General features: G+C 71.9%; 21 protein-coding genes. 10 read left to right on the forward strand and 11 right to left on the reverse strand.

Going from position 1 to position 21,473, the window contains the following annotated elements; translation table 11 throughout:
- Nucleotides 1-54 precede the first annotated feature (54 nt).
- Nucleotides 55-3,840 (forward strand): multifunctional oxoglutarate decarboxylase/oxoglutarate dehydrogenase thiamine pyrophosphate-binding subunit/dihydrolipoyllysine-residue succinyltransferase subunit, encoded by a 3,786-nt coding sequence (locus tag IE326_RS05830; protein ID WP_150231635.1) that lies wholly within the window; start codon nucleotides 55-57, stop codon nucleotides 3,838-3,840.
- Nucleotides 3,841-3,923: 83 nt separating this feature from the next.
- Entirely contained in the window at nucleotides 3,924-4,109 is a 186-nt protein-coding gene (locus IE326_RS05835) for a DUF6104 family protein (protein ID WP_007266501.1), read from the forward strand.
- Nucleotides 4,110-4,190: 81 nt separating this feature from the next.
- Here the strand turns inward: IE326_RS05835 and IE326_RS05840 are convergent, their stop codons facing one another.
- The gene (locus IE326_RS05840; protein WP_150231633.1) at nucleotides 4,191-5,006 is read right to left on the reverse strand and encodes a hypothetical protein; all 816 of its coding nucleotides are present in this window, start codon (nucleotides 5,004-5,006) and stop codon (nucleotides 4,191-4,193) included.
- Nucleotides 5,007-5,199: 193 nt separating this feature from the next.
- Here IE326_RS05840 and IE326_RS05845 point away from each other — a divergent pair, with 193 nt between their 5' ends.
- The gene (locus IE326_RS05845; RefSeq protein ID WP_190040985.1) at nucleotides 5,200-6,159 is read left to right on the forward strand and encodes a DUF4097 family beta strand repeat-containing protein; all 960 of its coding nucleotides are present in this window, start codon (nucleotides 5,200-5,202) and stop codon (nucleotides 6,157-6,159) included.
- 1 nt (nucleotide 6,160) lies between these two features.
- Nucleotides 6,161-7,075, forward strand: coding sequence for a PadR family transcriptional regulator (locus IE326_RS05850; RefSeq protein WP_190040986.1), 915 nt, complete (start codon nucleotides 6,161-6,163; stop codon nucleotides 7,073-7,075).
- A 58-nt stretch (nucleotides 7,076-7,133) separates the two neighbouring features.
- Here the strand turns inward: IE326_RS05850 and IE326_RS05855 are convergent, their stop codons facing one another.
- The 3 genes from IE326_RS05855 to IE326_RS05865 all read right to left on the reverse strand — a co-directional run bounded on the left by IE326_RS05855 (nucleotide 7,134) and on the right by IE326_RS05865 (nucleotide 11,199).
- On the reverse strand, nucleotides 7,134-8,573 hold the full coding sequence (locus tag IE326_RS05855; RefSeq protein ID WP_373310222.1) for a cellulase family glycosylhydrolase: 1,440 nt from the start codon (nucleotides 8,571-8,573) through the stop codon (nucleotides 7,134-7,136).
- Between the two features lie 86 nt (nucleotides 8,574-8,659).
- Nucleotides 8,660-9,625, reverse strand: a complete 966-nt coding sequence (locus IE326_RS05860) for a zinc-binding dehydrogenase (protein ID WP_150231627.1) — start codon at nucleotides 9,623-9,625, stop codon at nucleotides 8,660-8,662.
- A 365-nt stretch (nucleotides 9,626-9,990) separates the two neighbouring features.
- Nucleotides 9,991-11,199, reverse strand: a complete 1,209-nt coding sequence (locus tag IE326_RS05865) for an NAD(P)-dependent malic enzyme (protein ID WP_150231624.1) — start codon at nucleotides 11,197-11,199, stop codon at nucleotides 9,991-9,993.
- 547 nt (nucleotides 11,200-11,746) lie between these two features.
- Here IE326_RS05865 and IE326_RS05870 point away from each other — a divergent pair.
- The 3 genes from IE326_RS05870 to IE326_RS05880 are packed head-to-tail and all read left to right on the forward strand — an operon-like array spanning nucleotide 11,747 to nucleotide 14,458.
- Nucleotides 11,747-12,703 (forward strand): ABC transporter substrate-binding protein, encoded by a 957-nt coding sequence (locus IE326_RS05870; RefSeq protein ID WP_150231622.1) that lies wholly within the window; start codon nucleotides 11,747-11,749, stop codon nucleotides 12,701-12,703.
- 40 nt (nucleotides 12,704-12,743) lie between these two features.
- Entirely contained in the window at nucleotides 12,744-13,694 is a 951-nt protein-coding gene (locus IE326_RS05875; protein ID WP_150231620.1) for an amino acid ABC transporter permease, read from the forward strand.
- Nucleotides 13,691-14,458 (forward strand): amino acid ABC transporter ATP-binding protein, encoded by a 768-nt coding sequence (locus IE326_RS05880; protein WP_150231618.1) that lies wholly within the window; start codon nucleotides 13,691-13,693, stop codon nucleotides 14,456-14,458. Before IE326_RS05875 ends, IE326_RS05880 begins: the two co-directional genes overlap by 4 nt.
- Before the next feature lie 72 nt (nucleotides 14,459-14,530).
- On the opposite strand, the gene IE326_RS05885 is transcribed toward IE326_RS05880, so the two are convergent.
- Nucleotides 14,531-15,280: a class I SAM-dependent methyltransferase gene (locus tag IE326_RS05885; RefSeq protein WP_150231617.1), complete on the reverse strand. Its 750-nt coding sequence runs from the start codon at nucleotides 15,278-15,280 to the stop codon at nucleotides 14,531-14,533.
- A 115-nt stretch (nucleotides 15,281-15,395) separates the two neighbouring features.
- On the opposite strand from IE326_RS05885, the gene IE326_RS05890 reads away from it, so the two are divergent.
- The gene (locus IE326_RS05890; RefSeq protein WP_150231615.1) at nucleotides 15,396-16,025 is read left to right on the forward strand and encodes a CGNR zinc finger domain-containing protein; all 630 of its coding nucleotides are present in this window, start codon (nucleotides 15,396-15,398) and stop codon (nucleotides 16,023-16,025) included.
- On the opposite strand, the gene sodX is transcribed toward IE326_RS05890, so the two are convergent.
- Complete coding sequence (sodX, locus tag IE326_RS05895; protein ID WP_229915214.1) at nucleotides 15,929-16,354, reverse strand: nickel-type superoxide dismutase maturation protease; 426 nt, start codon at nucleotides 16,352-16,354, stop codon at nucleotides 15,929-15,931. The two genes, IE326_RS05890 and sodX, sit on opposite strands and share 97 nt — an antisense overlap.
- Before the next feature lie 142 nt (nucleotides 16,355-16,496).
- Here sodX and sodN point away from each other — a divergent pair, with 142 nt between their 5' ends.
- A complete protein-coding gene (gene sodN / locus IE326_RS05900) occupies nucleotides 16,497-16,892 on the forward strand; it encodes a superoxide dismutase, Ni (protein ID WP_030207400.1) in 396 nt (131 codons plus the stop codon).
- Between the two features lie 70 nt (nucleotides 16,893-16,962).
- On the opposite strand, the gene IE326_RS05905 is transcribed toward sodN, so the two are convergent.
- On the reverse strand, nucleotides 16,963-17,916 hold the full coding sequence (locus IE326_RS05905) for a LysR family transcriptional regulator (protein WP_190040987.1): 954 nt from the start codon (nucleotides 17,914-17,916) through the stop codon (nucleotides 16,963-16,965).
- 192 nt (nucleotides 17,917-18,108) lie between these two features.
- On the opposite strand from IE326_RS05905, the gene snpA reads away from it, so the two are divergent.
- The gene (gene snpA / locus IE326_RS05910; protein WP_190040988.1) at nucleotides 18,109-18,762 is read left to right on the forward strand and encodes a snapalysin; all 654 of its coding nucleotides are present in this window, start codon (nucleotides 18,109-18,111) and stop codon (nucleotides 18,760-18,762) included.
- Nucleotides 18,763-18,822: 60 nt separating this feature from the next.
- Here the strand turns inward: snpA and IE326_RS05915 are convergent, their stop codons facing one another.
- The 4 genes from IE326_RS05915 to IE326_RS05930 all read right to left on the reverse strand — a co-directional run bounded on the left by IE326_RS05915 (nucleotide 18,823) and on the right by IE326_RS05930 (nucleotide 21,388).
- Nucleotides 18,823-19,239: a DUF6304 family protein gene (locus IE326_RS05915; protein ID WP_190040989.1), complete on the reverse strand. Its 417-nt coding sequence runs from the start codon at nucleotides 19,237-19,239 to the stop codon at nucleotides 18,823-18,825.
- A gap of 42 nt (nucleotides 19,240-19,281) precedes the next feature.
- Complete coding sequence (locus tag IE326_RS05920) at nucleotides 19,282-19,596, reverse strand: hypothetical protein (RefSeq protein ID WP_190040990.1); 315 nt, start codon at nucleotides 19,594-19,596, stop codon at nucleotides 19,282-19,284.
- Between the two features lie 36 nt (nucleotides 19,597-19,632).
- Nucleotides 19,633-20,220: a dihydrofolate reductase family protein gene (locus IE326_RS05925; protein ID WP_190040991.1), complete on the reverse strand. Its 588-nt coding sequence runs from the start codon at nucleotides 20,218-20,220 to the stop codon at nucleotides 19,633-19,635.
- Between the two features lie 118 nt (nucleotides 20,221-20,338).
- Nucleotides 20,339-21,388, reverse strand: coding sequence for a family 2 encapsulin nanocompartment cargo protein polyprenyl transferase (locus tag IE326_RS05930; protein WP_190040992.1), 1,050 nt, complete (start codon nucleotides 21,386-21,388; stop codon nucleotides 20,339-20,341).
- Nucleotides 21,389-21,473: the final 85 nt, after the last annotated feature.

Below are 21,473 nucleotides of genomic sequence, written 5' to 3' on the forward strand. Positions count from 1 at the left end.
GCCTTTATTTCCGCTGTCCATCACCTTGCGAAGCGGAAGAGGGCGGTTGCCGCCGTGTCGTCTCAGTCCCCCAGTACCCCGAGCTCCCCGGCCGACCAAGACGGGCGTGGCGTGAGCCCCGCAGCCGCCTTCGGCGCCAATGAGTGGCTCGTCGACGAGATCTACCAGCAGTACCTCCAGGACCCGAATTCAGTCGATCGTGCCTGGTGGGACTTCTTCGCCGACTACAAGCCGGGTGCGGCGGAGACCCCGTCCGCCCCGGTCGCCACCACTCCGGCCGCGCCCGCGGCGCAGCAGGCGGGCCCCGCACAGGCCGCACCTGCCGCCCCGGCCGCCGTGCCCGCCCCGGCCGCCCCGGCCGCGGCCCCCGCCGCCCCGGCGAAGCCCGCCGCGGCCGCTCCGGCCGCCGTGAAGCCGGCCCCGGCCGCCGCTCCGGCGCCCGCCAAGGCCGCTCCGGCCGCCGAGGCGCCCGCCGGTCCCGAGCTGGTCACGCTCCGCGGCCCGGCCGCCGCCGTCGCGAAGAACATGAACGCCTCGCTGGAGGTGCCGACGGCCACGTCCGTCCGCGCCGTCCCGGTGAAGCTGCTCTTCGACAACCGGATCGTCATCAACAACCACCTGAAGCGCGCCCGGGGCGGGAAGATCTCCTTCACCCACCTCATCGGCTACGCCATGGTGCAGGCGATCAAGGCCATGCCGTCGATGAACTACTCCTTCGCGGAGAAGGACGGCAAGCCGACCCTGGTCAAGCCGGAGCACGTGAACTTCGGCCTCGCCATCGACCTGGTGAAGCCGAACGGCGACCGCCAGCTCGTCGTCGCGGGCATCAAGAAGGCCGAGACGCTCAACTTCTTCGAGTTCTGGCAGGCGTACGAGGACATCGTCAAGCGCGCCCGCGTGGGCAAGCTGACGATGGAGGACTTCTCCGGCGTCACCGTCTCCCTGACCAACCCCGGCGGCCTCGGCACGGTCCACTCCGTGCCGCGTCTGATGCCCGGGCAGTCGGTCATCATGGGCGTCGGCTCGATGGACTACCCCGCCGAGTTCCAGGGCACGTCGCAGGACACCCTGAACAAGCTGGGCATCTCCAAGGTCATGACCCTGACGTCGACCTACGACCACCGGGTCATCCAGGGCGCCGCCTCCGGCGAGTTCCTGCGGATCGTCGCCAACCTCCTCCTCGGCGAGGGCGGCTTCTATGACGACATCTTCAAGTCGCTGCGCATCCCCTACGAGCCGGTCCGCTGGCTCAAGGACATCGACGCCTCGCACGACGACGACGTCACCAAGGCCGCGCGCGTCTTCGAGCTCATCCACTCCTACCGGGTCCGCGGCCACGTCATGGCCGACACCGACCCGCTGGAGTACAAGCAGCGCAAGCACCCCGACCTGGACATCACCGAGCACGGCCTCACCCTGTGGGACCTGGAGCGGGAGTTCGCGGTCGGCGGCTTCGCCGGCAAGTCGATGATGAAGCTCCGCGACATCCTCGGCGTCCTGCGCGACTCGTACTGCCGCACCACCGGCATCGAGTTCATGCACATCCAGGACCCGAAGCAGCGCAAGTGGATCCAGGACCGCGTCGAGCGTCCCCACGCGCGCGTGGAGCGCGAGGAGCAGCTCCGCATCCTCCGCCGCCTGAACGCGGCCGAGGCGTTCGAGACCTTCCTGCAGACGAAGTACGTCGGCCAGAAGCGCTTCTCCCTGGAGGGCGGCGAGTCCGTCATCCCGCTGCTCGACGCGGTCATCGACTCCGCCGCCGAGTCCCGCCTGGACGAGGTCGTCATCGGCATGGCCCACCGCGGCCGCCTCAACGTCCTCGCGAACATCGTGGGCAAGTCGTACGCGCAGATCTTCCGCGAGTTCGAGGGCAACCTCGACCCGAAGTCGATGCACGGCTCCGGCGACGTCAAGTACCACCTGGGCGCCGAGGGCACCTTCACCGGTCTCGACGGCGAGGAGATCAGGGTCTCCCTGGTCGCCAACCCCTCCCACCTGGAGGCGGTCGACCCGGTCCTGGAGGGCGTCGTCCGCGCCAAGCAGGACGTCATCAACAAGGGCGGCACGGACTTCACCGTCCTGCCCGTCGCCCTGCACGGCGACGCGGCCTTCGCGGGCCAGGGCGTGGTGGCCGAGACCCTGAACATGTCGCAGCTGCGCGGCTACCGCACCGGCGGCACGGTCCACATCGTCATCAACAACCAGGTCGGCTTCACGGCGGCTCCCGAGTCGTCCCGCTCCTCCATGTACGCCACCGACGTGGCCCGCATGATCGAGGCGCCGATCTTCCACGTGAACGGCGACGACCCGGAGGCCGTGGTCCGCGTGGCGCGGCTCGCCTTCGAGTTCCGCCAGACGTTCAACAAGGACGTCGTGATCGACCTCATCTGCTACCGCCGCCGCGGTCACAACGAGGGCGACAACCCGTCGTTCACCAACCCACAGATGTACAACCTGATCGACAAGAAGCGCTCGGTGCGCAAGCTGTACACCGAGTCCCTCATCGGTCGCGGCGACATCACCCTCGAAGAGGCGGAGCAGTCGCTCCAGGACTTCCAGGGACAGCTGGAGAAGGTGTTCGCGGAGGTCCGCGAGGCCACCGCCGCCCCGGCGGCGACGACGGTCCCGGACGCGCAGGCCGAGTTCCCGGTCGCCGTCACCACCGCGGTCTCCCAGGAGGTCGTGAAGCGGATCGCCGAGTCGCAGGTCAGCATCCCGGAGCGGATCACGGTCCACTCCCGCCTGCTGCCGCAGATGCAGCGCCGCGCGGCCTCCATCGACGACGGCACCATCGACTGGGGCTTCGGCGAGACCCTCGCCATCGGCTCCCTGCTGATGGAGGGCACCCCGGTCCGCCTCTCGGGCCAGGACTCCCGCCGCGGCACCTTCGGCCAGCGCCACGCGGTCCTGGTCGACCAGGAGACCGGCGAGGACTACACCCCGCTGCTCTACCTGACCGAGGACCAGGCCCACTTCAACGTCTACGACTCGCTGCTCAGCGAGTACGCGGCGATGGGCTTCGAGTACGGCTACTCGCTGGCCCGCCCGGACTCCCTGGTCGTCTGGGAGGCCCAGTTCGGCGACTTCGTCAACGGCGCGCAGACCGTCGTCGACGAGTTCATCTCCTCGGCCGAGCAGAAGTGGGGCCAGACCTCCGGCGTCACCCTGCTCCTGCCGCACGGCTACGAGGGCCAGGGCCCGGACCACTCGTCCGCCCGCCCGGAGCGCTTCCTCCAGATGTGCGCCCAGGACAACATGACGGTCGCCATGCCGACGCTGCCGTCGAACTACTTCCACCTGCTGCGCTGGCAGGTCCACAACCCGCACCACAAGCCGCTCATCGTCTTCACCCCGAAGTCGATGCTGCGCCTGAAGGCCGCGGCGTCCAAGGTGGAGGAGTTCACCACCGGCGGCTTCCGCCCGGTGATCGGCGACTCGACGGTCGACCCGGCCGACGTCCGCAAGGTCGTCTTCTGCGCCGGCAAGGTCTACTACGACCTGGAGGCCGAGCGGCAGAAGCGCGGCGACACGGAGACCGCGATCATCCGTCTGGAGCGCCTGTACCCGCTGCCGGGTGCCGAGCTCCAGGCCGAGATCGCCAAGTACCCGAACGCGGCGAAGTACATCTGGGCGCAGGAGGAGCCGGCGAACCAGGGTGCGTGGCCGTTCATCGCGCTCAACCTGATCGACCACCTGGACCTGGCGGTCGGCGCGGACATCCCGGCGGGCGAGCGCCTGCGCCGGATCTCCCGCCCGCACTCCTCGTCCCCGGCGGTCGGCTCGGCCAAGCGCCACCAGGCCGAGCAGCAGCAGCTGGTCAGCGAGGTCTTCGACGCCTGACGTCGGCACCTCCTGCGGAGGCCCGGCACCCCACCAGGGGTGCCGGGCCTCCGGCGTGTCCGGGCGGGCCTATCCTGGACCGCATGTACTTCACCGACCGTGGCATCGAGGAACTGGAGAAGCGGCGCGGCGAGGAGGAGGTCACCTTCGAGTGGCTCGCCGAGCAGCTGCGGACCTTCGTCGATCTCAACCCCGACTTCGAGGTGCCGGTCGAGCGCCTCGCGACCTGGCTGGCCCGCCTCGACGACGAGGACGAGGACGACGAGTAGCCGTGACGTGACGGTGCCCCCTTCCCGCGCGGGAAGGGGGCACCGTCGTGTCCGGGGGCGTCCGGGGGCGCCCCCGTGGCGTCAGTGGTCGCGCAGGCGGTCGTAGGCGAGGCCGGCGGCGCCGTGGGCGACGAGGAGGGCGCCCGCGGCGGCCCAGCCGCCGCTGCGGCGGCCGAGGCCCCAGAGGAGCAGCGGGACGCCCGCGGCGAGCTGCGCGCCGCCCAGGACGCGCGCCCGGGGGCCGCGCAGGTACGGGCCGAGGGGGCCCTCCTCCACGACGTCGAGCTCGGCGCGGACGGCGTCGCGCCAGCCGGGCCACGCGAGCTGCTCGGCACCTGCCGCGAGGGCCGCCCCGCGGAGCCGGGCGGGGGTCTCGCCGGGGTCGAGGCCGGGCGGCAGGCCGAGGCCGGTGCGGGCGAGGACGGCGACGAGTCCGAGCAGCCGGGTGCGGGAGTCGGCCTCCGGGTCGGGGAGGGTGAGCGGCTCCAGGGCCTGGACGTCGAGCACGGGGTCGAGGGCGAGACGGTCGGCGAGGGTCCGCATGGCCTCGTCCTCGCCGACCGGGGTGCCGTCCGCGAGCCAGGTGTAGCCGACGGTGCGGCGGAAGCCGGCGGCGAGGGTGACCCCGGCGCGGTCGGCGTCCCACCAGAGGGCGAGGACGGGCCAGGAGGCGGCGGAGACGGCGAGGGCGGTGGCCCAGCCGGTGACGACCCGCTCGACCGGCTCCTCGCCGTCCTGCCAGGGCTTCCCCTCCGGTACGAGGACGCTCCAGTCGGCTCCGGCGGGGGCGAGGAGCAGCTCCTCCCGCAGGAGCTGGGCGGGCGGGCGGACCGCGGGGGGATCGGCTCGGCACAGCAGCAGCGCCCCCGCGGGGCTCGGTCCGGTGGTGGCGTTCATGAGCCCTACGCTAGTCAGTTTGTCCGTGTACGGCGGTGATTGCTCCACCCCTGTCAGGGATGAGTCAGGGATGAGTCGGGGTTGACTCGGTCACGCCGCGATATATCGTGAATGGGAAGTCGCGACATGTCGTGTCGCGATCCGGCGCTCGCCGAGCGCGACGAGAGCTTCGAGGAAACGGGAGGTCACCACCATGACCGAGTGGTCCGTCACCGAACCGGTGAAACTCGCGCCCGCCGACCCCGTGACACGGCTGCGCGTCCGCGTCGTGGGCGGCGCGGTGAACGTGGTGGGCACCGACGAGAGCACGGCGCGCGTGGAGGTCTCGGAGATCGAGGGCCCGCCCCTGATCGTCACCCAGGAGGGCTCCACGCTGACCGTCACCTACGAGGACCTGCATTGGAAGGGCATCCTCAAGTGGCTCGACAGCAAGGCCCACCGGCGGCGGGCGGTGGTCTCGGTGGCCGTCCCGGCCGGAGCCGAGGTCGAGGTGGGGGCGGTCACGGCGGAGTCGGTGATCTCCGGCGTCCGGGGCCGCACCGAGGTGCGCGGGGTGACCGGCTCCACCACCCTCGTGGGGCTCTCCGGCCCGGTCCGCGCCGAGAGCGTCTCGGGCGCCCTGGAGGCCCAGTCGGTGACGGGCGCGCTGCGGGTCTCCACCGTGACCGGTGACGTGACGGTGATCGAGGGCTCCGGCTCGGCGGTACGGGCGGAGACCGTCAGCGGGGACATGGTCCTGGACCTGGAACCGGCACCGAGCGGGGCCCCGCCGGCCGACATCCGGCTCAGCAGCGTCTCCGGCGAGGTCGCGATCCGGCTGCCGCACCCGGCGGACGCCCGGGTCGAGGCGAGCACCACCAGCGGCGCGGTGTCGAACGCCTTCGAGGACCTGCGGGTGGGCGGCGAGTGGGGCACCAAGTCCATCACCGGGACGCTCGGCGCGGGCAGCGGCACGCTCCGGGCGACCACGGTCTCCGGCTCCATCGCCCTCCTGCGCCGCCCGGAGTCCGCCGAGGACCCGACGCCCTCCACCACCGGCCCCTCCACCACCGGCTCCGACTCCGGCCCCGATTCCGACTCCGGCCCCGGCTCCGGCTCCGGCTCCGGCTCCGGCTCCGACCCCGCTTCCCCCGCGTCCGGAAAGGTGCTCTGACATGTCCCCCGTCTTCGCGCACGGCCGACTCCGCCTCTACCTGCTCAAGCTGCTCGACGAGGCCCCCCGGCACGGCTACGAGGTGATCAGGCTCCTGGAGGAGCGTTTCCAGGGGCTGTACGCCCCCTCCGCCGGCACGGTCTACCCGCGGCTGGCCAAGCTGGAGGCCGAGGGGCTGGTCACCCACACCACCGAGGGGGGCCGCAAGGTCTACGCGCTCACCGACGCGGGTCGCACCGAGCTGGCCGGCCGGGAGGCCGAACTCGACGCCCTGGAGCGGGAGATCCGGGACTCCGTCTCGGAGCTGGCCGCCGAGATCCGGGAGGACGTGCGGGGCGCGGCGGGCCGGGTGCGCAGCGAGATGCGCGCGGCGGCGAGCCGGACCCGGACGGCGGAGGGCGTCTCCTTCGCCGACGCCAAGGAGGAGCTGCGCAAGGCCAAGCGGGAGTGGAAGGAGCAGGCCAGGAAGGCGAAGGAGGAGGCCCGCTCGGCGAGACTCCAGGCGAAGGAGTTCCAGCGGGTCGCCCAGCAGGTGCAGGAGGAGGTCCAGCACCGCTTCGCCCAGGGCGAGTGGCCGCAGAACGTCTGGGAGGGCCTGTCGGGGATCACCGCCCAGCTGGGCGACCTCGTCTCGGGCCACCCCCGGGGCCGTGCGGGGGCGGAGGCGCCCCTGGTGGACGTGACCCTGCCGGACCCGGCCGGGGAGGCCGTGGTGCCGGAGTGGGCGCGCGAGGGGACGGGCTCCGGCGATCCTGCCCGCGACCTGGACCGGCTGCTCGACCGGTTCCGGGACGAGGTCCGGGACGCGGCCCGGGACCACGGGGTGACGGACGCTCAGCTCGCCGAGGCCCGTCACCACCTGTCCACGGCGGCCGTCCGCATCACGGGCCTGCTGCGCCCCCGCACCGAGCCCTGACCCGGGGGCGCCTCACCGGCCCGGCGGCCGACCGGTCAACGGCCCGCCGGTCAGCGGCTCACCGGGCCGTCCGGCTCACCGTCACGGTGACCCGGGCGTTCGGGGCGGCGAGGACGCGGGGCCCGCCGCGGTCGCGGTCGCGGAGGACGCGGGCTCCGTGGGCGGTGACCTTCCAGTCGCCGGGCGGCAGCACCAGTTCGGTGGACCGGGAGCCGCGGGGGCCCGCCGCGTCGTACTCCAGGCGGTAGACGCCGGTCGCCGCGTCGTACGCGGCGGAGCGGACCCGGCCGGCGACGGCCTCCGCGTACGGTTCGGCGGTCAGTTCCTTGTTGGTGCGGAAGGCGCCGGTGGAGTCGACGGCGCAGTAGCCGCCGCCGTAGCACCAGACGTAACCGGCCCAGCCGGAGGTGTAGCGGCCGAGGGAGACCATGGCCTCGCGGTAGAAGCGGTTCATGTTCGGCAGGGAGTTGTTGAGCGGGCCCCACTCCCCCACCACCACGGGGACCTTGTACTCCTCGGGGTAGAGGGTGACGGCCTGCTCGTAGCTCTCGATCCAGCCGGCGGCGGGGTCGTAGTCGGCGCCGGCCTCCATGCCGGTGTTGTAGAAGTGCGGGGCGTAGACGATCTTCGGGTCGTCGATCCGGCCGAGGCCGGTGGGCACGCCCTCGCCGACGATCGGGGTGGGCTCCACGAAGATCCAGGTGTCCCGGTCGACCCTGCGGATGGCGTCGGCGATCCGGTTGTACATGGGGGTGAGCTGTTCGCGCTCGATCCGGCGGGCGGCGGTGGGCAGGTCCTCGCCCTCGTGGAGTTCGCCCATGGGCTCGTTGATGGGGTCGTAGCCGAGGACGGCCGGGTGGTCGTCGAAGCGGTCGGCGAGCACCTGCCACATGCGGGCCTGGGCCCTGCGCAGGTCCTCGTCCTCGTAGAGGTGGGTGAAGGCGCGCTGGACGGCGGGCTCGAAGTACTCGGAGAACCAGTCGTCGGGGTGCGGGGTGAAGGGCAGCCCGTCGGTCCTGGTGGCCCAGGCGGGGATGCCCCGGTGGCCGAAGGCGGGGCCGAAGACGTCCTGGTGGGCGTCGAGCAGGACCTTGACGTCGTGTTTCCGGGCCCAGTCGAGGACCCGTTCGATCTTCCGCAGGTAGCTTTGGCTGTACTGGCCGGGGCGGGGCTCCAGGTCGTCCCAGAAGACGAGGAGGCGGGCGAAGTTGAAGCCCTTGGCCCGCATGTCGCGGAAGTGCTTCTCGGTCACGGCGGAGAGGGCGGCGTCGCCGCGGTTGGCCTTGTCCTCCACGTTCCAGCCCCGCAGGGTCAGGACGCGGCCCCGGGAGTCGGTGAGGGCGGGGATCCCGTCACCCCTGGCGCCCGCCTCGGCGCGGGTGCCCGCCTCGGCGGGGGTGCGGGCCGCGGTGGCGGTGGGGGCCGCGGTGGCGGTGGGGGCGAGGGTGGCGAGGAGGGAGGCGGCGACGGCGGTCGCCACGAGGGTGGTGCGCGACAAGCGGGACACGAGGGCCTCCGGCACGAGGAAGTGAGCGTTGTTCACGTTTCACGTGCCGGAGATCCCATCAGGTCGACCGACCCGTATCAAGAGGTCGTCAGCACGATCTTTCCGAAGAGCTCGCCCGAGGCCATCTTCTCGAAGCCCTCGCGGGCCCGGTCCAGCGGCAGCACCTCGTCGATCACCGGGCGGACGCCGGTGGCCGCGCAGAAGGAGAGGAGGTCCTCCAGTTCGTCCTTGGAGCCCATGGTGGAGCCGACCACCTTCAGCTCCAGGAAGAAGATGCGGGTCAGTTCGGCGTGCGCGGGACGGTCGCCGCTGGTGGCGCCGGAGATCACCAGGGTGCCGCCGGGCCGCAGCGACTTGACCGAGTGGGACCAGGTGGCGGCGCCGACGGTCTCGATGACGGCGTCCACCCGGTACGGCAGCCGGGCCCCGGGCTCGTACGCCTCGACGGCACCGAGCTCCACGGCCCGCTTCCGCTTGGCCTCGTCGCGGCTGGTGGCGAAGACCCGCAGGCCGGCCGCCTTGCCGAGGACGATCGCGGCGGTGGCGACGCCGCCGCCGGCGCCCTGGACGAGGATCGAGTCGCCGGGGCGGACCCCGGCGTTGGTGAAGAGCATCCGGTAGGCGGTCAGCCAGGCGGTGGGGAGACAGGCGGCCTCGGCGAAGGAGAGCTCCTTCGGCTTGGGCAGGACGTTCCAGCGGGGGACGGTGACGCGCTCGGCGAAGGTGCCCTGGTAGTGCTCGGTGAGGATGGAGCGGGGCTCGTCCGGGCCGACGCCGTGGCCGGTCTGGCCGATCACGGAGTGCAGGACGACCTCGTTGCCGTCCTCGTCGACGCCTGCGGCGTCGCAGCCGAGGATCATCGGCAGCTTCCCCTCGGGCAGTCCGACCCCGCGCAGCGACCACAGGTCGTGGTGGTTGAGCGAGGCGGCCCTGACGGTGACGGTGGTCCAGCCGGGACGCTTCTCCGGCTCGGGGCGTTCGCCCAACTCGAGGCCGTTCAGAGGCTGGTCGCGGTCGATTCGGGCGGCGTAGGCAGCGAACATGGCCCCGACCCTAGGCGGCGACGCCGACCGCGCGTAACCACACGCCGGTGTGACGCGCGTCCCCTCCCCCACCGGCCCCGGCGCCCCGCCGGACCCCCCCTGGACGGCGACGCCGGAGCGCCTCCGGAGGTCTCCTGACGGCTGCGCCGCAGCACCCCGAAAGCCCCCGCCCGCCGAAAGCCCCTGCCTCCCGAAGGCCCCCACTCCCGAAAGCCCCTACCTCCCGAAAGCCTCCCGAAGGCCCACACCCCCCGAAAGCCCGCTCCCGGCCGCCTCCCACGGAAGGCCCGCGCAAAGGGGCCCCGCCCCTGTCCGTTGCGGCGGACCGGGCGGGGCCCCTGCGGGAGCCTTCCGCGGACGTGGCGTCAGCGGCGGGCGACGCCCTCGGCGCGCGCGGCGGCGGCGACCGCGGCCGCGACGGCCGGGGCGACCCGCTCGTCGAACGGCGACGGGATCACGCAGTCGGCGGCGAGCGCGTCACCGACGACACCGGCGATGGCGTCGGCGGCGGCGATCTTCATGCCCTCGGTGATCCGGGAGGCCCGGACCTGGAGCGCGCCGGCGAAGATGCCGGGGAACGCGAGGACGTTGTTGATCTGGTTCGGGTAGTCCGAACGGCCGGTGGCCACGACGGCGGCGTACTTGTGCGCGACGTCGGGGTGGACCTCGGGGTTCGGGTTGGCCATGGCGAAGACGAAGGCGTCCTCGGCCATGGAGGCGACGGCCTCCTCGGGGACCGTGCCGCCGGAGACGCCGATGAAGACGTCGGCGCCGGCGAGGGCGCTCTCCAGCGAGCCGGCGAGGCCCGCCCTGTTGGTGAGCTCCGCGATCTCGCGCTTCGCGTCGGTGAGGTCCTCGCGGTCGCGGCTCACGACGCCCTTGCGGTCGGCGACGCAGACGTCGCCGATGCCGGCCTCCAGGAGGAACTTGGCGATGGCCACGCCGGCCGCGCCCGCGCCGGAGATGACGGCGCGCAGGTCGCCGAGGGTCCGGCCGGTCAGCTTCGCGGCGTTGCGCAGGGCGGCGAGGGTGACGATCGCGGTGCCGTGCTGGTCGTCGTGGAAGACCGGGATGTCGAGGCGCTCCTGGAGCTTGCGCTCGATCTCGAAGCACCGCGGCGCCGAGATGTCCTCCAGGTTCACGCCGCCGAAGGACGGGGCGAGCCGGACGACGGTCTCGACGATCTCGTCGGTGTCGGTGGTCGCGAGGGCGATCGGGACGGCGTCCACGCCGCCGAACTGCTTGAAGAGGATCGCCTTGCCCTCCATGACCGGGAGGGATGCCTCCGGGCCGATGTCACCGAGGCCGAGCACGGCGGTGCCGTCGGTGACGACGGCGACGACCTGGGACTTCCACGTGTAGTCGTGGACCAGGTCGGGGTTCTCGGCGATGGCGGTGCACACCTTGGCGACGCCGGGCGTGTACGCGAGGGACAGGTCGTCCTTGTCGCGGACGGGGACGGTGGCCTGAATGGCCATCTTGCCGCCGCGGTGGAGGGCGAAGGCCGGGTCGAAGGGCTCCTCGGGAGCCTCCGTACCGGTCTCGCTCGGGGAATTGACGATCTCCGCTGCCATGTGGGTTAGACCCCTTATGTCTGATGTCGAGGGTTGGCCGCTCCTGGTGTGGAGCGGTGGGCGGGTCCCGCGGCCGCCGTGTCTGGCAGCCGCGCGGGCGCGCCGCACAACGCGCCCTGAGCCCCGGATGAGGGGTGTAAGGATCCTTCTTACCGGACAGACGGCACCGCAGACGAGTCCGTATCCACTCGGTGACGCGACTCATACCGACCGCTTCCGGACGCGGACGGAGAGCGACTCGTCGCGGCATGTCCGGAAAGATGCGCTCACCGGACGTTTGACGGCCTTCACGTCGTCCGAATGGCGAGATCCACCGCAGATTCTTCGGCGAAGCGGGAAGCCTACGAAAGTTGTTCCGGCCTTGATGTACCGGCCTGTCGGGGTTCGAGCGCCACCCGTTATCCGATTTTGACATCCGTGGCCGTCGGTTTGAGGCAGTCCGAATGGCAAGATGCCGTAATCACACGAGGTCGCGACACTCGAAGACGCGTACGCGACCATTGGCAACGCCTATGGCAACTCCCTCATACGCCGGAGGATCCCGACCATGACCGCACGCTCCACGCGCTGTACGACCGCTGCCAAGACCCGCACGTCCCGTCTTGCCGCGGTCGCCGCCATCGCGGTCGCCGGCTCCATGCTGCTGACCGCCTGCGGCGACCAGACGGACAGCGCCACCAAGGAGGGCGGCACCGCCGCCAACTCCGCCCCGCTCTTCTCGAAGCTGCCCGCCGACATCCAGAAGTCCGGCGTCATCAAGGTCGGCACGGACGCCTCGTACGCCCCGATGGAGTTCACCGAGGGCGGCAAGATCGTCGGCGTCGACCCCGACATCGCCGCGGCCCTCGGCAAGCAGCTCGGCGTGAAGTTCGAGTTCGTCTCCGGCACCTTCGACGGCCTGATCACCTCCCTGGAGACCGGCCGCCAGGACATCGTCATGTCCTCCATGACGGACAACAAGAAGCGCCAGGAGGGCCTGGACGACAACGGGAAGAAGATCGGCAAGGGCGTCGACTTCGTCGACTACTTCTCCTCCGGCGTCTCCCTGCTGGTCAAGAAGGGCAACCCGCAGGGCGTCGACTCCCTCGACGACCTGTGCGGCAAGACCGTCGCCGTCCAGCGCGGCACGATCTACGAGGACACCTTCAAGGCCCAGGCCACGAAGTGCGGCTCGAACAAGCTCACGATCCAGGCGTTCGACACCGACGCCGAGGCCCAGACCCGCGTGAAGGCCGGCGGTGCGGTCGCCGACCTGAACGACTACCCGGTCGCCGCCTACATCGCGAAGACCTCCGGCGGCGGCAACGACTTCGAGGTCGTCGGCAACCAGACGGACGTCGGCCTCATGGGCATCGCCGTCTCCAAGGACAAGACCCAGCTGCGCGACGCCGTCAAGGAGGCGCTCGACGCGATCATCAAGGACGGCACCTACGCCGAGGCCCTGAAGAAGTGGGACGTCGAGGGCAGCGCGGTCAAGTCGGCCACCATCAACGCCGGCAAGTGATCTGCCCCCTCCCCCCACGCACCACTGAAGGGCAGTCGTCATGACTGACAAGATCAGCAAGGACCCGGCCGCCGCCCCGGCCGGGCCCGGCCCCTCGGGCACCCCCTACGAGGCGATCAAGGCCATCCCCGTCCGCCACTACGGCCGCTGGGTCAGCGGCGTCCTCGTGGTCGCCCTCCTCGGCTGGCTCGTCTACGCCTTCTCCCAGGGCAACATCATGTGGGCGACGGTCTGGGACAAGCTGTTCGACCCGTCGATCCTCTCCGGCCTCTGGAAGACGGTCCTCATCAGCGTCTCGGCGATGGCCCTGGGCCTCGTCCTCGGCATCGTCTTCGCCGTGATGCGGCTGTCGAAGAACCCGGTCACCGGAGCCGTCTCCTGGCTCTACATCTGGTTCTTCCGCGGGACCCCGGTCTACGTCCAGCTCCTGGTCTGGTTCAACCTGGCCCTGATCTTCGAGTACATCGACCTCGGACCGATCTACAAGGACGAGACCTCCCAGGTCCTCACCCCGTTCATGGTCGCCCTGCTGGGCCTCGGCCTGAACGAGGGCGCCTACATGGCGGAGATCGTCCGCGCCGGCATCCAGTCGGTCGACGAGGGCCAGACCGAGGCGGCGCACGCCCTCGGCATGTCCCAGACGAAGACGATGCGGCGGATCGTGCTGCCCCAGGCGATGCGCGTGATCGTGCCGCCGACGGGCAACGAGTTCATCAACATGCTGAAGACCTCGTCGCTGGTCTCGGCCGTGCAGTACACCGAGCTGCTCCGCGCCTCCTCGAACATCGGCTCCACGGCCGGTGCCGTGATGGAGATGCTGTTCGTGGCCTCCATCTGGTACCTGGCGCTGACCAGCGTCTTCAGCGTCGGCCAGTACTACCTGGAGCGCCGCTTCGCCCGCGGTTCGACCCGCAACCTGCCGCCCACCCCGTGGCAGCGGGTCAAGACGAACATGACGACGTTCAAGCGTTCCCCGGAGGCAACGGCATGACCGGCGAGCTCATGGTCAAGGCGGAGGGCGTCCACAAGTCCTACGGTGCCGCCCACATCCTCCGGGGCATCGACCTGGAGGTCCGCAGCGGAGAGGTGTTCTGCCTGGTCGGCCCGTCCGGCTCCGGCAAGTCCACCTTTCTGCGCTGCATCAACCACCTGGAGCGGATCGACGGCGGCCGGCTCTCGGTCGACGGCCAGCTGGTGGGCTACCGCCAGAAGGGCGACAAGCTCTACGAGCTGAAGGACAGCGAGGTCGCGGCCCAGCGCCGGGACATCGGCATGGTCTTCCAGCGGTTCAACCTGTTCCCCCACATGACGGCCCTGGCCAACGTGATGGAGGCACCCGTCCAGGTGAAGGGCGAGTCCAAGGCCGTCGCCCGCGAGCGGGCCGAGCGCCTGCTCGACCGGGTCGGCCTCGGCGACAAGATGGGCAACTACCCGTCCCAGCTCTCCGGCGGCCAGCAGCAGCGCGTCGCCATCGCCCGCGCGCTGGCGATGGAGCCCAAGCTGATGCTCTTCGACGAGCCCACCTCGGCGCTCGACCCGGAGCTCGTCGGCGACGTCCTCGACGTCATGCGGGACCTGGCCGAGTCGGGCATGACGATGATCGTCGTCACCCACGAGATGGGCTTCGCCCGGGAGGTCGGCGACTCGCTGGTCTTCATGGACGGCGGCGTGGTGGTCGAGTCCGGCCACCCGCGGGACGTCCTGACGAACCCGCAGCACGACCGGACGAAGGCGTTCCTGTCCAAGGTGCTGTGACGGTGCCGTGAGGCGTGCGGAAGGGGCGGTACGGGCGTGAGCCCGTACCGCCCCTTCCGTGTGTCCGGCGGCCTACTTCACGGCGAGCAGCAGGGTGTCCGAGGGCGAGCACCAGACCGGGCGGGCCTCGCCGAAGCCGGCCGCGCGGAGGGTGTCGGCGTGCCAGCCGACCGGGGGCATGTCGCCGTCGGCGTGCTCGCCGTAGATCTCGAAGCGGCGGGCGGTGGGCTCGGCGAGGACCGGGTCCTGCGCGGCGAGCGCCCACCATTCGGCCCAGTCGAGGACCCCGGCGGCCTTCTCCTCGTCCATCCGGGCGTGCCGCTGGGCCCGCTCGGCGGCGTTGATCCGCGGGGTGGCCGGGTCGATCATGTGGTCGGCGTTCATGAAGACGCCGCCGTCCCTGACGAGCCCGGCGACCTGCCCGTAGAGGGCGGCCAGGGGCTCGCTGTGGAGCCAGTGGAGGGCGGTGGCGGTCAGGACGGCGTCGTACGTGTCGTACGGCAGCTCCTTCGTCCACTCCGGGTCCTTGAGGTCGGCCGTCACGAAGGTGACCCGCCCGTCGCCGCCGAAGGTGCCGCGGGCGATGGCGAGCAGCGCGGGGTCGAGGTCGACGCCGGTGGAGACCGCGTCCGGGAACCTCCTGAGGAGCCTGTCCGTGATACTTCCGGTACCGCAGGCGAGGTCGAGGACGCGGGGCTCCGGCCCCACCAGCGCCCCGACCATGTCGAGCATCACGCGGAACCGCTCCTCGCGGTCCGGCATGTACCACTCCTGCTGACGGTCCCAGCTCCGCTGCCAGTCCGCCCAGTCGGTGCCGCCCATGTCCGTATCCTCCGTCGTCGAAGCCACAGAAATCCCGCGAACGTAATACCCTCGAAGGGGAAACACCGGTTACCCCCTCGACGCCGACCCTAGCCCGCCACCGTAAGGACTACAAGTGGAACTGGCCTCTTACTCGGATTACGCCGTGCGTCTCGTCAACACCGAGGAACCGGCCCGCGGCAGGGACGGTCTCACCTCCGTCGAGGTGGTCAAGGAACTCTTCGGCGCGGCCTCCCAGATGGCCCGCCGGGTCACCGAGGCCGACCTCACCCGCTTCCGCACGATCCGGGCCCGGCTGAGGGCGGTCTTCACGGCGGCGGACGAGGGCGACCACACCGGTGCGGTGGACCTGCTGAACTCGCTCCTCCTGGAGTTCCCCGTCAGCCCGCAGATCTCCGGCCACGACACCCTCGACGAGGAGGGCCGGCCCCGCTGGCACATGCACCTCGCCGACCACTCGTCCAACGCCACCGCGGGCTACGCCGCCATCTCCGCGATGGGCCTCGCCTTCCACCTCACCGAGTTCGGCGCCGACCGGCTGGGCCTCTGCCAGGCCCCGCCCTGCCGCAACGCCTACCTGGACACCTCCACCAACCGCTCCCGCCGCTACTGCTCCGACCGCTGCGCCACCCGCGCCAACGTGGCCGCCTACCGCGCCCGCAAGCGCCTGGAGGCCGAGCGCCCCGACCGGACCGGCCGCACCGCGGAGAACAGCCAGGAGAGCACCACGGCCGCCGACCGCTGACGCCCCGGCGTCACCGGCCGGTACCGCAGCCGTACCCGTCCGAGCACCAGTTCGGGCGGTACGGCTCCGAAGACCCGGCTGTCCCCCTCGGCCGCCGGATTGTCCCCGAGCACCCACCAGCCGGCGTCCCGTCGCTCGACCAGCCGCTTCACGACGAGCAGATCCTGCTGGAGCGGATGGCGCAGCACAACCACGTCACCGACCCTCACGCGCGCCCCGTACCGCACGAACAGCCGGTCCCCGTGCAGCAGCGTGGGCACCATCGACACCCCCGTCACCTCGGCGATCCCGAACGGCGCCGCGGCCGCCGCGGTAGCCTCCCGCTCCACTCCTGCTCCCCTCGTCGACTCGTACACGAGTCTCGGTCGAACCCCGGACTTTTGACCTAAGCCCCAGGGGGCGCTCGCGAAAACGCCCTTCTCACCGAGTAATCTCCCACCTGAGAAGACGATCACGAGGAAGGACGGCTCAATGCTCTCCCGCCTGTTTGCCCCCAAGGTCAAGGTCAGCGCTCACTGCGACCTCCCCTGCGGCGTGTACGACCCGGCCCAGGCCCGCATCGAGGCCGAGTCCGTCAAGGCTGTCCAGGAGAAGTACCAGGCGAACGAGGACCCGCACTTCCGGGCCCGCGCCACGGTCATCAAGGAGCAGCGCGCGGAGCTCGCCAAGCACCACGTCTCGGTCCTGTGGAGCGACTACTTCAAGGCTCCGCACTTCGAGAAGTACCCCGAGCTCAACCAGCTGGTCAACGACACCCTGAAGGCCCTCTCGGCCGCCAAGGCGTCCACCGACCCGAAGACCGGCGAGAAGGCCCTGGAGCTCATCGCCGAGATCGACCGCATCTTCTGGGAGACGAAGAAGGCCTGACCTTCCGCGTTCCCTGCCGAAGGGCCCCCGTCGCCGTGCGCGGCGGGGGCCCTTCGGCGTGCCCGGGGGCTCAGGGCGGGGTCAGGCAGGGGGCCGCCGTGCCGCCGGCGTGGAGCCAGGCGCGGTAGGGGGGCGAGCGGTGGGCGGCTTCGCGGTAGGCGTCGCAGAGGGCGGCGTGGAGGGGGTCCAGGGGGGTGTCGGGGCGGGCGTAGAGGAGGAGGCGGACGGCGAGGGGGTCACCGCGCAGGGGGCGGACGGCGAGGTCCTCGCGGGGGACCGAGGTCGGCTGGCAGGGGGCGACGGCCTCGCCGAGGGCGATCAGCGAGGCGGCGGTGTGGTAGTCGCCGTGGAGGAGCGGGGGGTCGATGCCGGCGGCCGCGAGGACGCGGCGCAGGCCGTCCCATTCCCCGTCCACGTTCGGATCCACCATCCAGTGGTCGCCGGCCAGGTCCGCGAGGTCCACCACGGGGTGCGCGGCGGCCGGGTGGGCGGGGGCGAGGGAGACGAACTGGGGCTCGCGGGCGACGAGGACGCGGCGGTCGAGGCCGTCGGGCACCTGGAGGGGGCTGCCCTCGACCTCGTGGACGAAGGCCACGTCGAGACGGCCCGCCGCCACCTCCCGCAGCAGGGCGTGGGCGGAGACGTCGACGCGCAGGCCCACGTGCGCGTCCGGGAAGCGGGCGCGGAGCCGCCGCAGCCAGCCCGGCAGCGCCCGGCTGGCGGTGGAGCCGACGCGGAGCTCGGGGCCCTCGGCGCGGGCCGCCTCCGCGCGGGTCTCGGTGACGAGCGCGGCCATGGCGTCGACGAGGGGGCGGGCGCGGCTGAGGACGGAGCGGCCGAAGGGGGTGGGGCGGCAGCCGGTGCGGCCCCGGGAGAAGAGTTCGGCGCCGAGCGCGTTCTCGATGCGGCGCAGCTGGGTGGTCAGGGAGGGCTGGCTCATGCCCAGTTGCCGCGCGGCCTTGTGCAGGCTGCCGGTGTCCGCGATGGCGCAGAGCGCGCGCAGGTGTCTCACCTCCAGCTCCATGCCTCCGAGCGTAGGGCGGGGTTCCGCTCCCGCACCAGACGACCGGATCGCCTCAACTCCCCTGAAAACGCTGCCGTTTGAGATGCCGGTCGCGAGGTGATGCGTTCGCGCTATCGGGGGTTGGCATCCTTCCCCCGGCTCCCTCCGGCCCCGAGACTCACTCCCGACCCCGATCAGGAGGAGCCCCCCACCATGCGACACCCCAAGGTCCTCACCCGCACCCTGACCGCCGCCCTCGGCCTCGGTCTCGCCGTCTCGCTCGGTGCCGCCGTCCCGGCCGCCGCCGCGCCCGACGCCGCCCCCGCCACCAAGGCGTGGGCCGGATACGCCGGTTCCGCCGAGGAGGCGAAGGCGAACCAGGCGTTCTTCGACGCCGTCATGCGGTCGGTGGCCCAGAAGCGCGCCGCGAACCCGAGCGCCGCGGCGGCCGTGACCGTCGTCTACAGCGCGGCCAACGCGCCCAGTTTCCGCACCCAGATCGCCCGTTCCACGCAGATATGGAACAGCTCGGTGGTCAACGTGCGGCTCGTCGAGGGCAGCAACCCGGACTTCCGCTACTACGAGGGGAACGACTCCCGGGGCTCGTACGCGAGCACCGACGGGCACGGCAGCGGCTACATCTTCCTCGACTACCGGCAGAACCAGCAGTACAACTCCACCCGCGTGACGGCCCACGAGACCGGGCACGTGCTCGGGCTCCCGGACCACTACAGCGGTCCGTGCAGCGAGCTGATGTCGGGCGGCGGCCCCGGCACGTCCTGCCAGAACGCGACTCCGAACAGCCAGGAGCGTGCCCGCGTCGACCAGTTGTGGCGCTACGGGCTCGCTTCCGCCTTCAAGAACTGACCGGCCCGCCGGGCCGGGACGACGGACGGCGGCGGCGCCCCTCCCCCCGGGGCGCCGCCGTCACGCGGCCGGCAGGAGCCTGCGGCCGAAGTCGGCACCCTCGGGGAGCTGGCCGCGCAGCCGGGCCAGTGCCCCCTCGAAGTCTCCGCCGGCGACGATCGCCTCGAAGGCGGTGCCGCCGTAATGCAGGGTCAGGCTGAGGTCGGCGCGCTCGCCGAGGGTGAGCAGGCAGCTGAGCGTCGCCTGTTGGGAGGTTCCGTCGGTGACGACGGGGAGCGGCAGGTCCCACTCCAGGACGCAGCCGGTGAGGGGTTCCCCGCCCTCGGCGGCGGTGAGCGCGGCGAAGCTCGCGCCCGTGTACTCGATTCCCCTGACGCGGGCGGTGACGTGCCGCCCGTCGGCCGTGATGACGAGGGCTTCCGCACCACGGCGGTCCCGGTACCAACCGGTCCAGACTTCTGTCGACTCCGATGACATGCGCGGACTGTAGCGGTATGACCGGCTCCGGCGCGCGGCCGGTCACCCTGTGGCCGGACTTCTCCCGTTCTCGCCGTTCTTGCCGGTGACCTGCGTGGTAGTGGTTCCGCCACGTTCGGTGTCCGGCACTCCCCGGCCCGGCGGTTCCCGGTCCGGCGCTTCGCGGTCCGACGCCTCCCGGTCCGGCGGTTCGTACAGCGGACAGGCGGGGTTGCGGCAGGGCTGGACCTCCCACTCGGGAACCCAGGCCCCGAGGACCTTGTGCCGGGCGGCGATCGTGGCGCGGGGGCGTCCGCAGGCCGGGCACGGCGGCGCGGCCAGCGGGTCCCTCAGCGTGCGGGGCTCCTCGTCACCCATGCCTCCAGGGTAGGCCGCCCCGCGGCGGGCCGCCCGCTACCGCTTCCTGGTGTACGTGCGTACCAGCACGCCGTTGCCGAAGGCGCGGACGGCCCCCAGTTCGAAGTCCCGGGGCGCGAAGCCGGCGCCGAACATCGGCATGCCGGAGCCGTACACCTGCGGATAGGTCTTGATGATCAGCTCGTCGATCTCGTCGATGAGTTCGCCCGCGACGGTGGAGCCGCCGCAGAGCCAGACGTCGAGGCCGTCCTCCTCCGCCTTGAGCTTCCGGATCCGGCCGACGAGGTCGTCGGCGATCAGCTCGACGTTGGGGTCGGGCGACTCGGTGAGCGAGCGGGTGGCGACGTACTCGCGGAGGTGGGCGTACGGGCTGGTGACGCCGACGTCCAGGCCGATGCGGTACGAACCGAGGCCCTGGACCACCGTGTCGAAACGGCGGTTCGGGGTGTCGGGTGCGATGCCGACGACCGGCCGCGCGGGGGCGGCGACGGTCTCGGGGTACTCGGTCGTGAGGAACTCCAGGAACTCGCCCGTGACGTAGGAGTACGTGGAGGTGGCGTCGCCCTCGGGGTCGCCGATGAAGCCGTCGATGGTGCAGGCGACGAAGTAGGTGAGCTTGCGCAAACCGGGTCCTGTCTTCTCTCGGGGCACGGCCGCGAGCGCGACCACGACAGACATAGTGCTTCATCTGTAGTGGTCACGCAAGCCCCGAGACCGGCGTCCTCCCGTCAGCTGTCAGCTGTCAGCGGGTCCTCCGGGTCACGAACTCCGCGAGGGCCAGCAGGTCCCCGGCCGCCGAGAGGTCCGGGACCGCCCGCGCCAGGTGCTCGACGGCGCGGCCCATCCGGTCGGCCGCCTGGACCTGCGCCCAGTCCCGGCCGCCCGCCCGCTCCACGGCGTCGGCCGCGGCCCGCACCCCCCGCTCGTCCAGGACCGGACGGGAGTACAGCTCGGCCAGCTCCTCCCCGGCGGCGGTGCCGGAGGCGAGGGCCGCGACGACGGGCAGCGACTTCTTGCGCGCGACCAGGTCGGCGCCGGCCGGCTTGCCGGTGTGCTCCGGGTCGCCCCAGATGCCGATGAGGTCGTCGATCAGCTGGAAGGCGAGTCCGGCCTCGCGGCCGAAGGAGTCGAGCGCCGCGACCTCCTCCTCCCCCGCGCCCGCGTAGAGCGCACCGAGGGCGCAGGAACAGCCCAGCAGGGCACCGGTCTTGCCGATGGCCATGGCGACGCACTCGTCGAGGGAGACCTCGCGGGGGCCGCGGGTCTCGAAGGCGCAGTCCGCCTGCTGGCCCGCGCAGAGCTCGATGACGCAGGCGGCGAGGCGCGCGGTGGCCGCGGCGGAGGCCGGGTGCGGGTCCTCGGCGAGCACTCGGAGCGCCAGCGCGTTCATGGCGTCGCCGGCCATGAGGGCGTCGGGAATGCCGAAGACGGTCCAGGCGGTGGGCCGGTGACGGCGGGTCGGGTCCTGGTCGACGATGTCGTCGTGGAGCAGGGTGAAGTTGTGGGCCAGCTCCACGGCCGCGGCCGCCTTCACCGCCTGCGCCTCCGCGGCGCCCAGGGCCCGGGCGGCGGCCAGCACCAGGGCCGGCCGGATCGCCTTGCCGGCCGGGCCGGTGGCGGGGGTCCCGTCGGCGTCCTCCCAGCCGAAGTGGTACATCGCCACGCGCCGTATCGAGCCCGGGAGGGTCTCGACGGTGGAGCGGATCTGGGGGTCGACGGCGGTCCTCGTGCGGTCGAGGAGCGCCACGGCCCCCGGCCCGTCGGTGACCGGGTCCGCGCTCGTCAGGGTCACGTCTTCTTCATCCTTCTTCACGGCTGGTCGCGTCCACGGCTGGTCGCGCTTCACGGGCGGTCGTGCTTTCCCCGCCGGTCCGGCG

The organism is Streptomyces filamentosus, from assembly GCF_014654895.1.
Taxonomy (GTDB): Bacteria; Actinomycetota; Actinomycetes; order Streptomycetales; family Streptomycetaceae; genus Streptomyces; species Streptomyces filamentosus.

What these genes read in the sequence shown, in the direction of transcription:
- IE326_RS05835 (WP_007266501.1), top strand. Translation starts at nt 3,924, where the DNA reads ATGTACTTCACCGACCGTGGCATCGAGGAACTGGAGAAGCGGCGCGGC.
- IE326_RS05840 (WP_150231633.1), bottom strand. Translation starts at nt 5,006, where the DNA reads ATGAACGCCACCACCGGACCGAGCCCCGCGGGGGCGCTGCTGCTGTGC.
- IE326_RS05845 (WP_190040985.1), top strand. Translation starts at nt 5,200, where the DNA reads ATGACCGAGTGGTCCGTCACCGAACCGGTGAAACTCGCGCCCGCCGAC.
- IE326_RS05850 (WP_190040986.1), top strand. Translation starts at nt 6,161, where the DNA reads ATGTCCCCCGTCTTCGCGCACGGCCGACTCCGCCTCTACCTGCTCAAG.
- IE326_RS05860 (WP_150231627.1), bottom strand. Translation starts at nt 9,625, where the DNA reads ATGTTCGCTGCCTACGCCGCCCGAATCGACCGCGACCAGCCTCTGAAC.
- IE326_RS05865 (WP_150231624.1), bottom strand. Translation starts at nt 11,199, where the DNA reads ATGGCAGCGGAGATCGTCAATTCCCCGAGCGAGACCGGTACGGAGGCT.
- IE326_RS05870 (WP_150231622.1), top strand. Translation starts at nt 11,747, where the DNA reads ATGACCGCACGCTCCACGCGCTGTACGACCGCTGCCAAGACCCGCACG.
- IE326_RS05875 (WP_150231620.1), top strand. Translation starts at nt 12,744, where the DNA reads ATGACTGACAAGATCAGCAAGGACCCGGCCGCCGCCCCGGCCGGGCCC.
- IE326_RS05880 (WP_150231618.1), top strand. Translation starts at nt 13,691, where the DNA reads ATGACCGGCGAGCTCATGGTCAAGGCGGAGGGCGTCCACAAGTCCTAC.
- IE326_RS05885 (WP_150231617.1), bottom strand. Translation starts at nt 15,280, where the DNA reads ATGGGCGGCACCGACTGGGCGGACTGGCAGCGGAGCTGGGACCGTCAG.
- sodN (WP_030207400.1), top strand. Translation starts at nt 16,497, where the DNA reads ATGCTCTCCCGCCTGTTTGCCCCCAAGGTCAAGGTCAGCGCTCACTGC.
- IE326_RS05905 (WP_190040987.1), bottom strand. Translation starts at nt 17,916, where the DNA reads ATGGAGCTGGAGGTGAGACACCTGCGCGCGCTCTGCGCCATCGCGGAC.
- snpA (WP_190040988.1), top strand. Translation starts at nt 18,109, where the DNA reads ATGCGACACCCCAAGGTCCTCACCCGCACCCTGACCGCCGCCCTCGGC.
- IE326_RS05915 (WP_190040989.1), bottom strand. Translation starts at nt 19,239, where the DNA reads ATGTCATCGGAGTCGACAGAAGTCTGGACCGGTTGGTACCGGGACCGC.
- IE326_RS05920 (WP_190040990.1), bottom strand. Translation starts at nt 19,596, where the DNA reads ATGGGTGACGAGGAGCCCCGCACGCTGAGGGACCCGCTGGCCGCGCCG.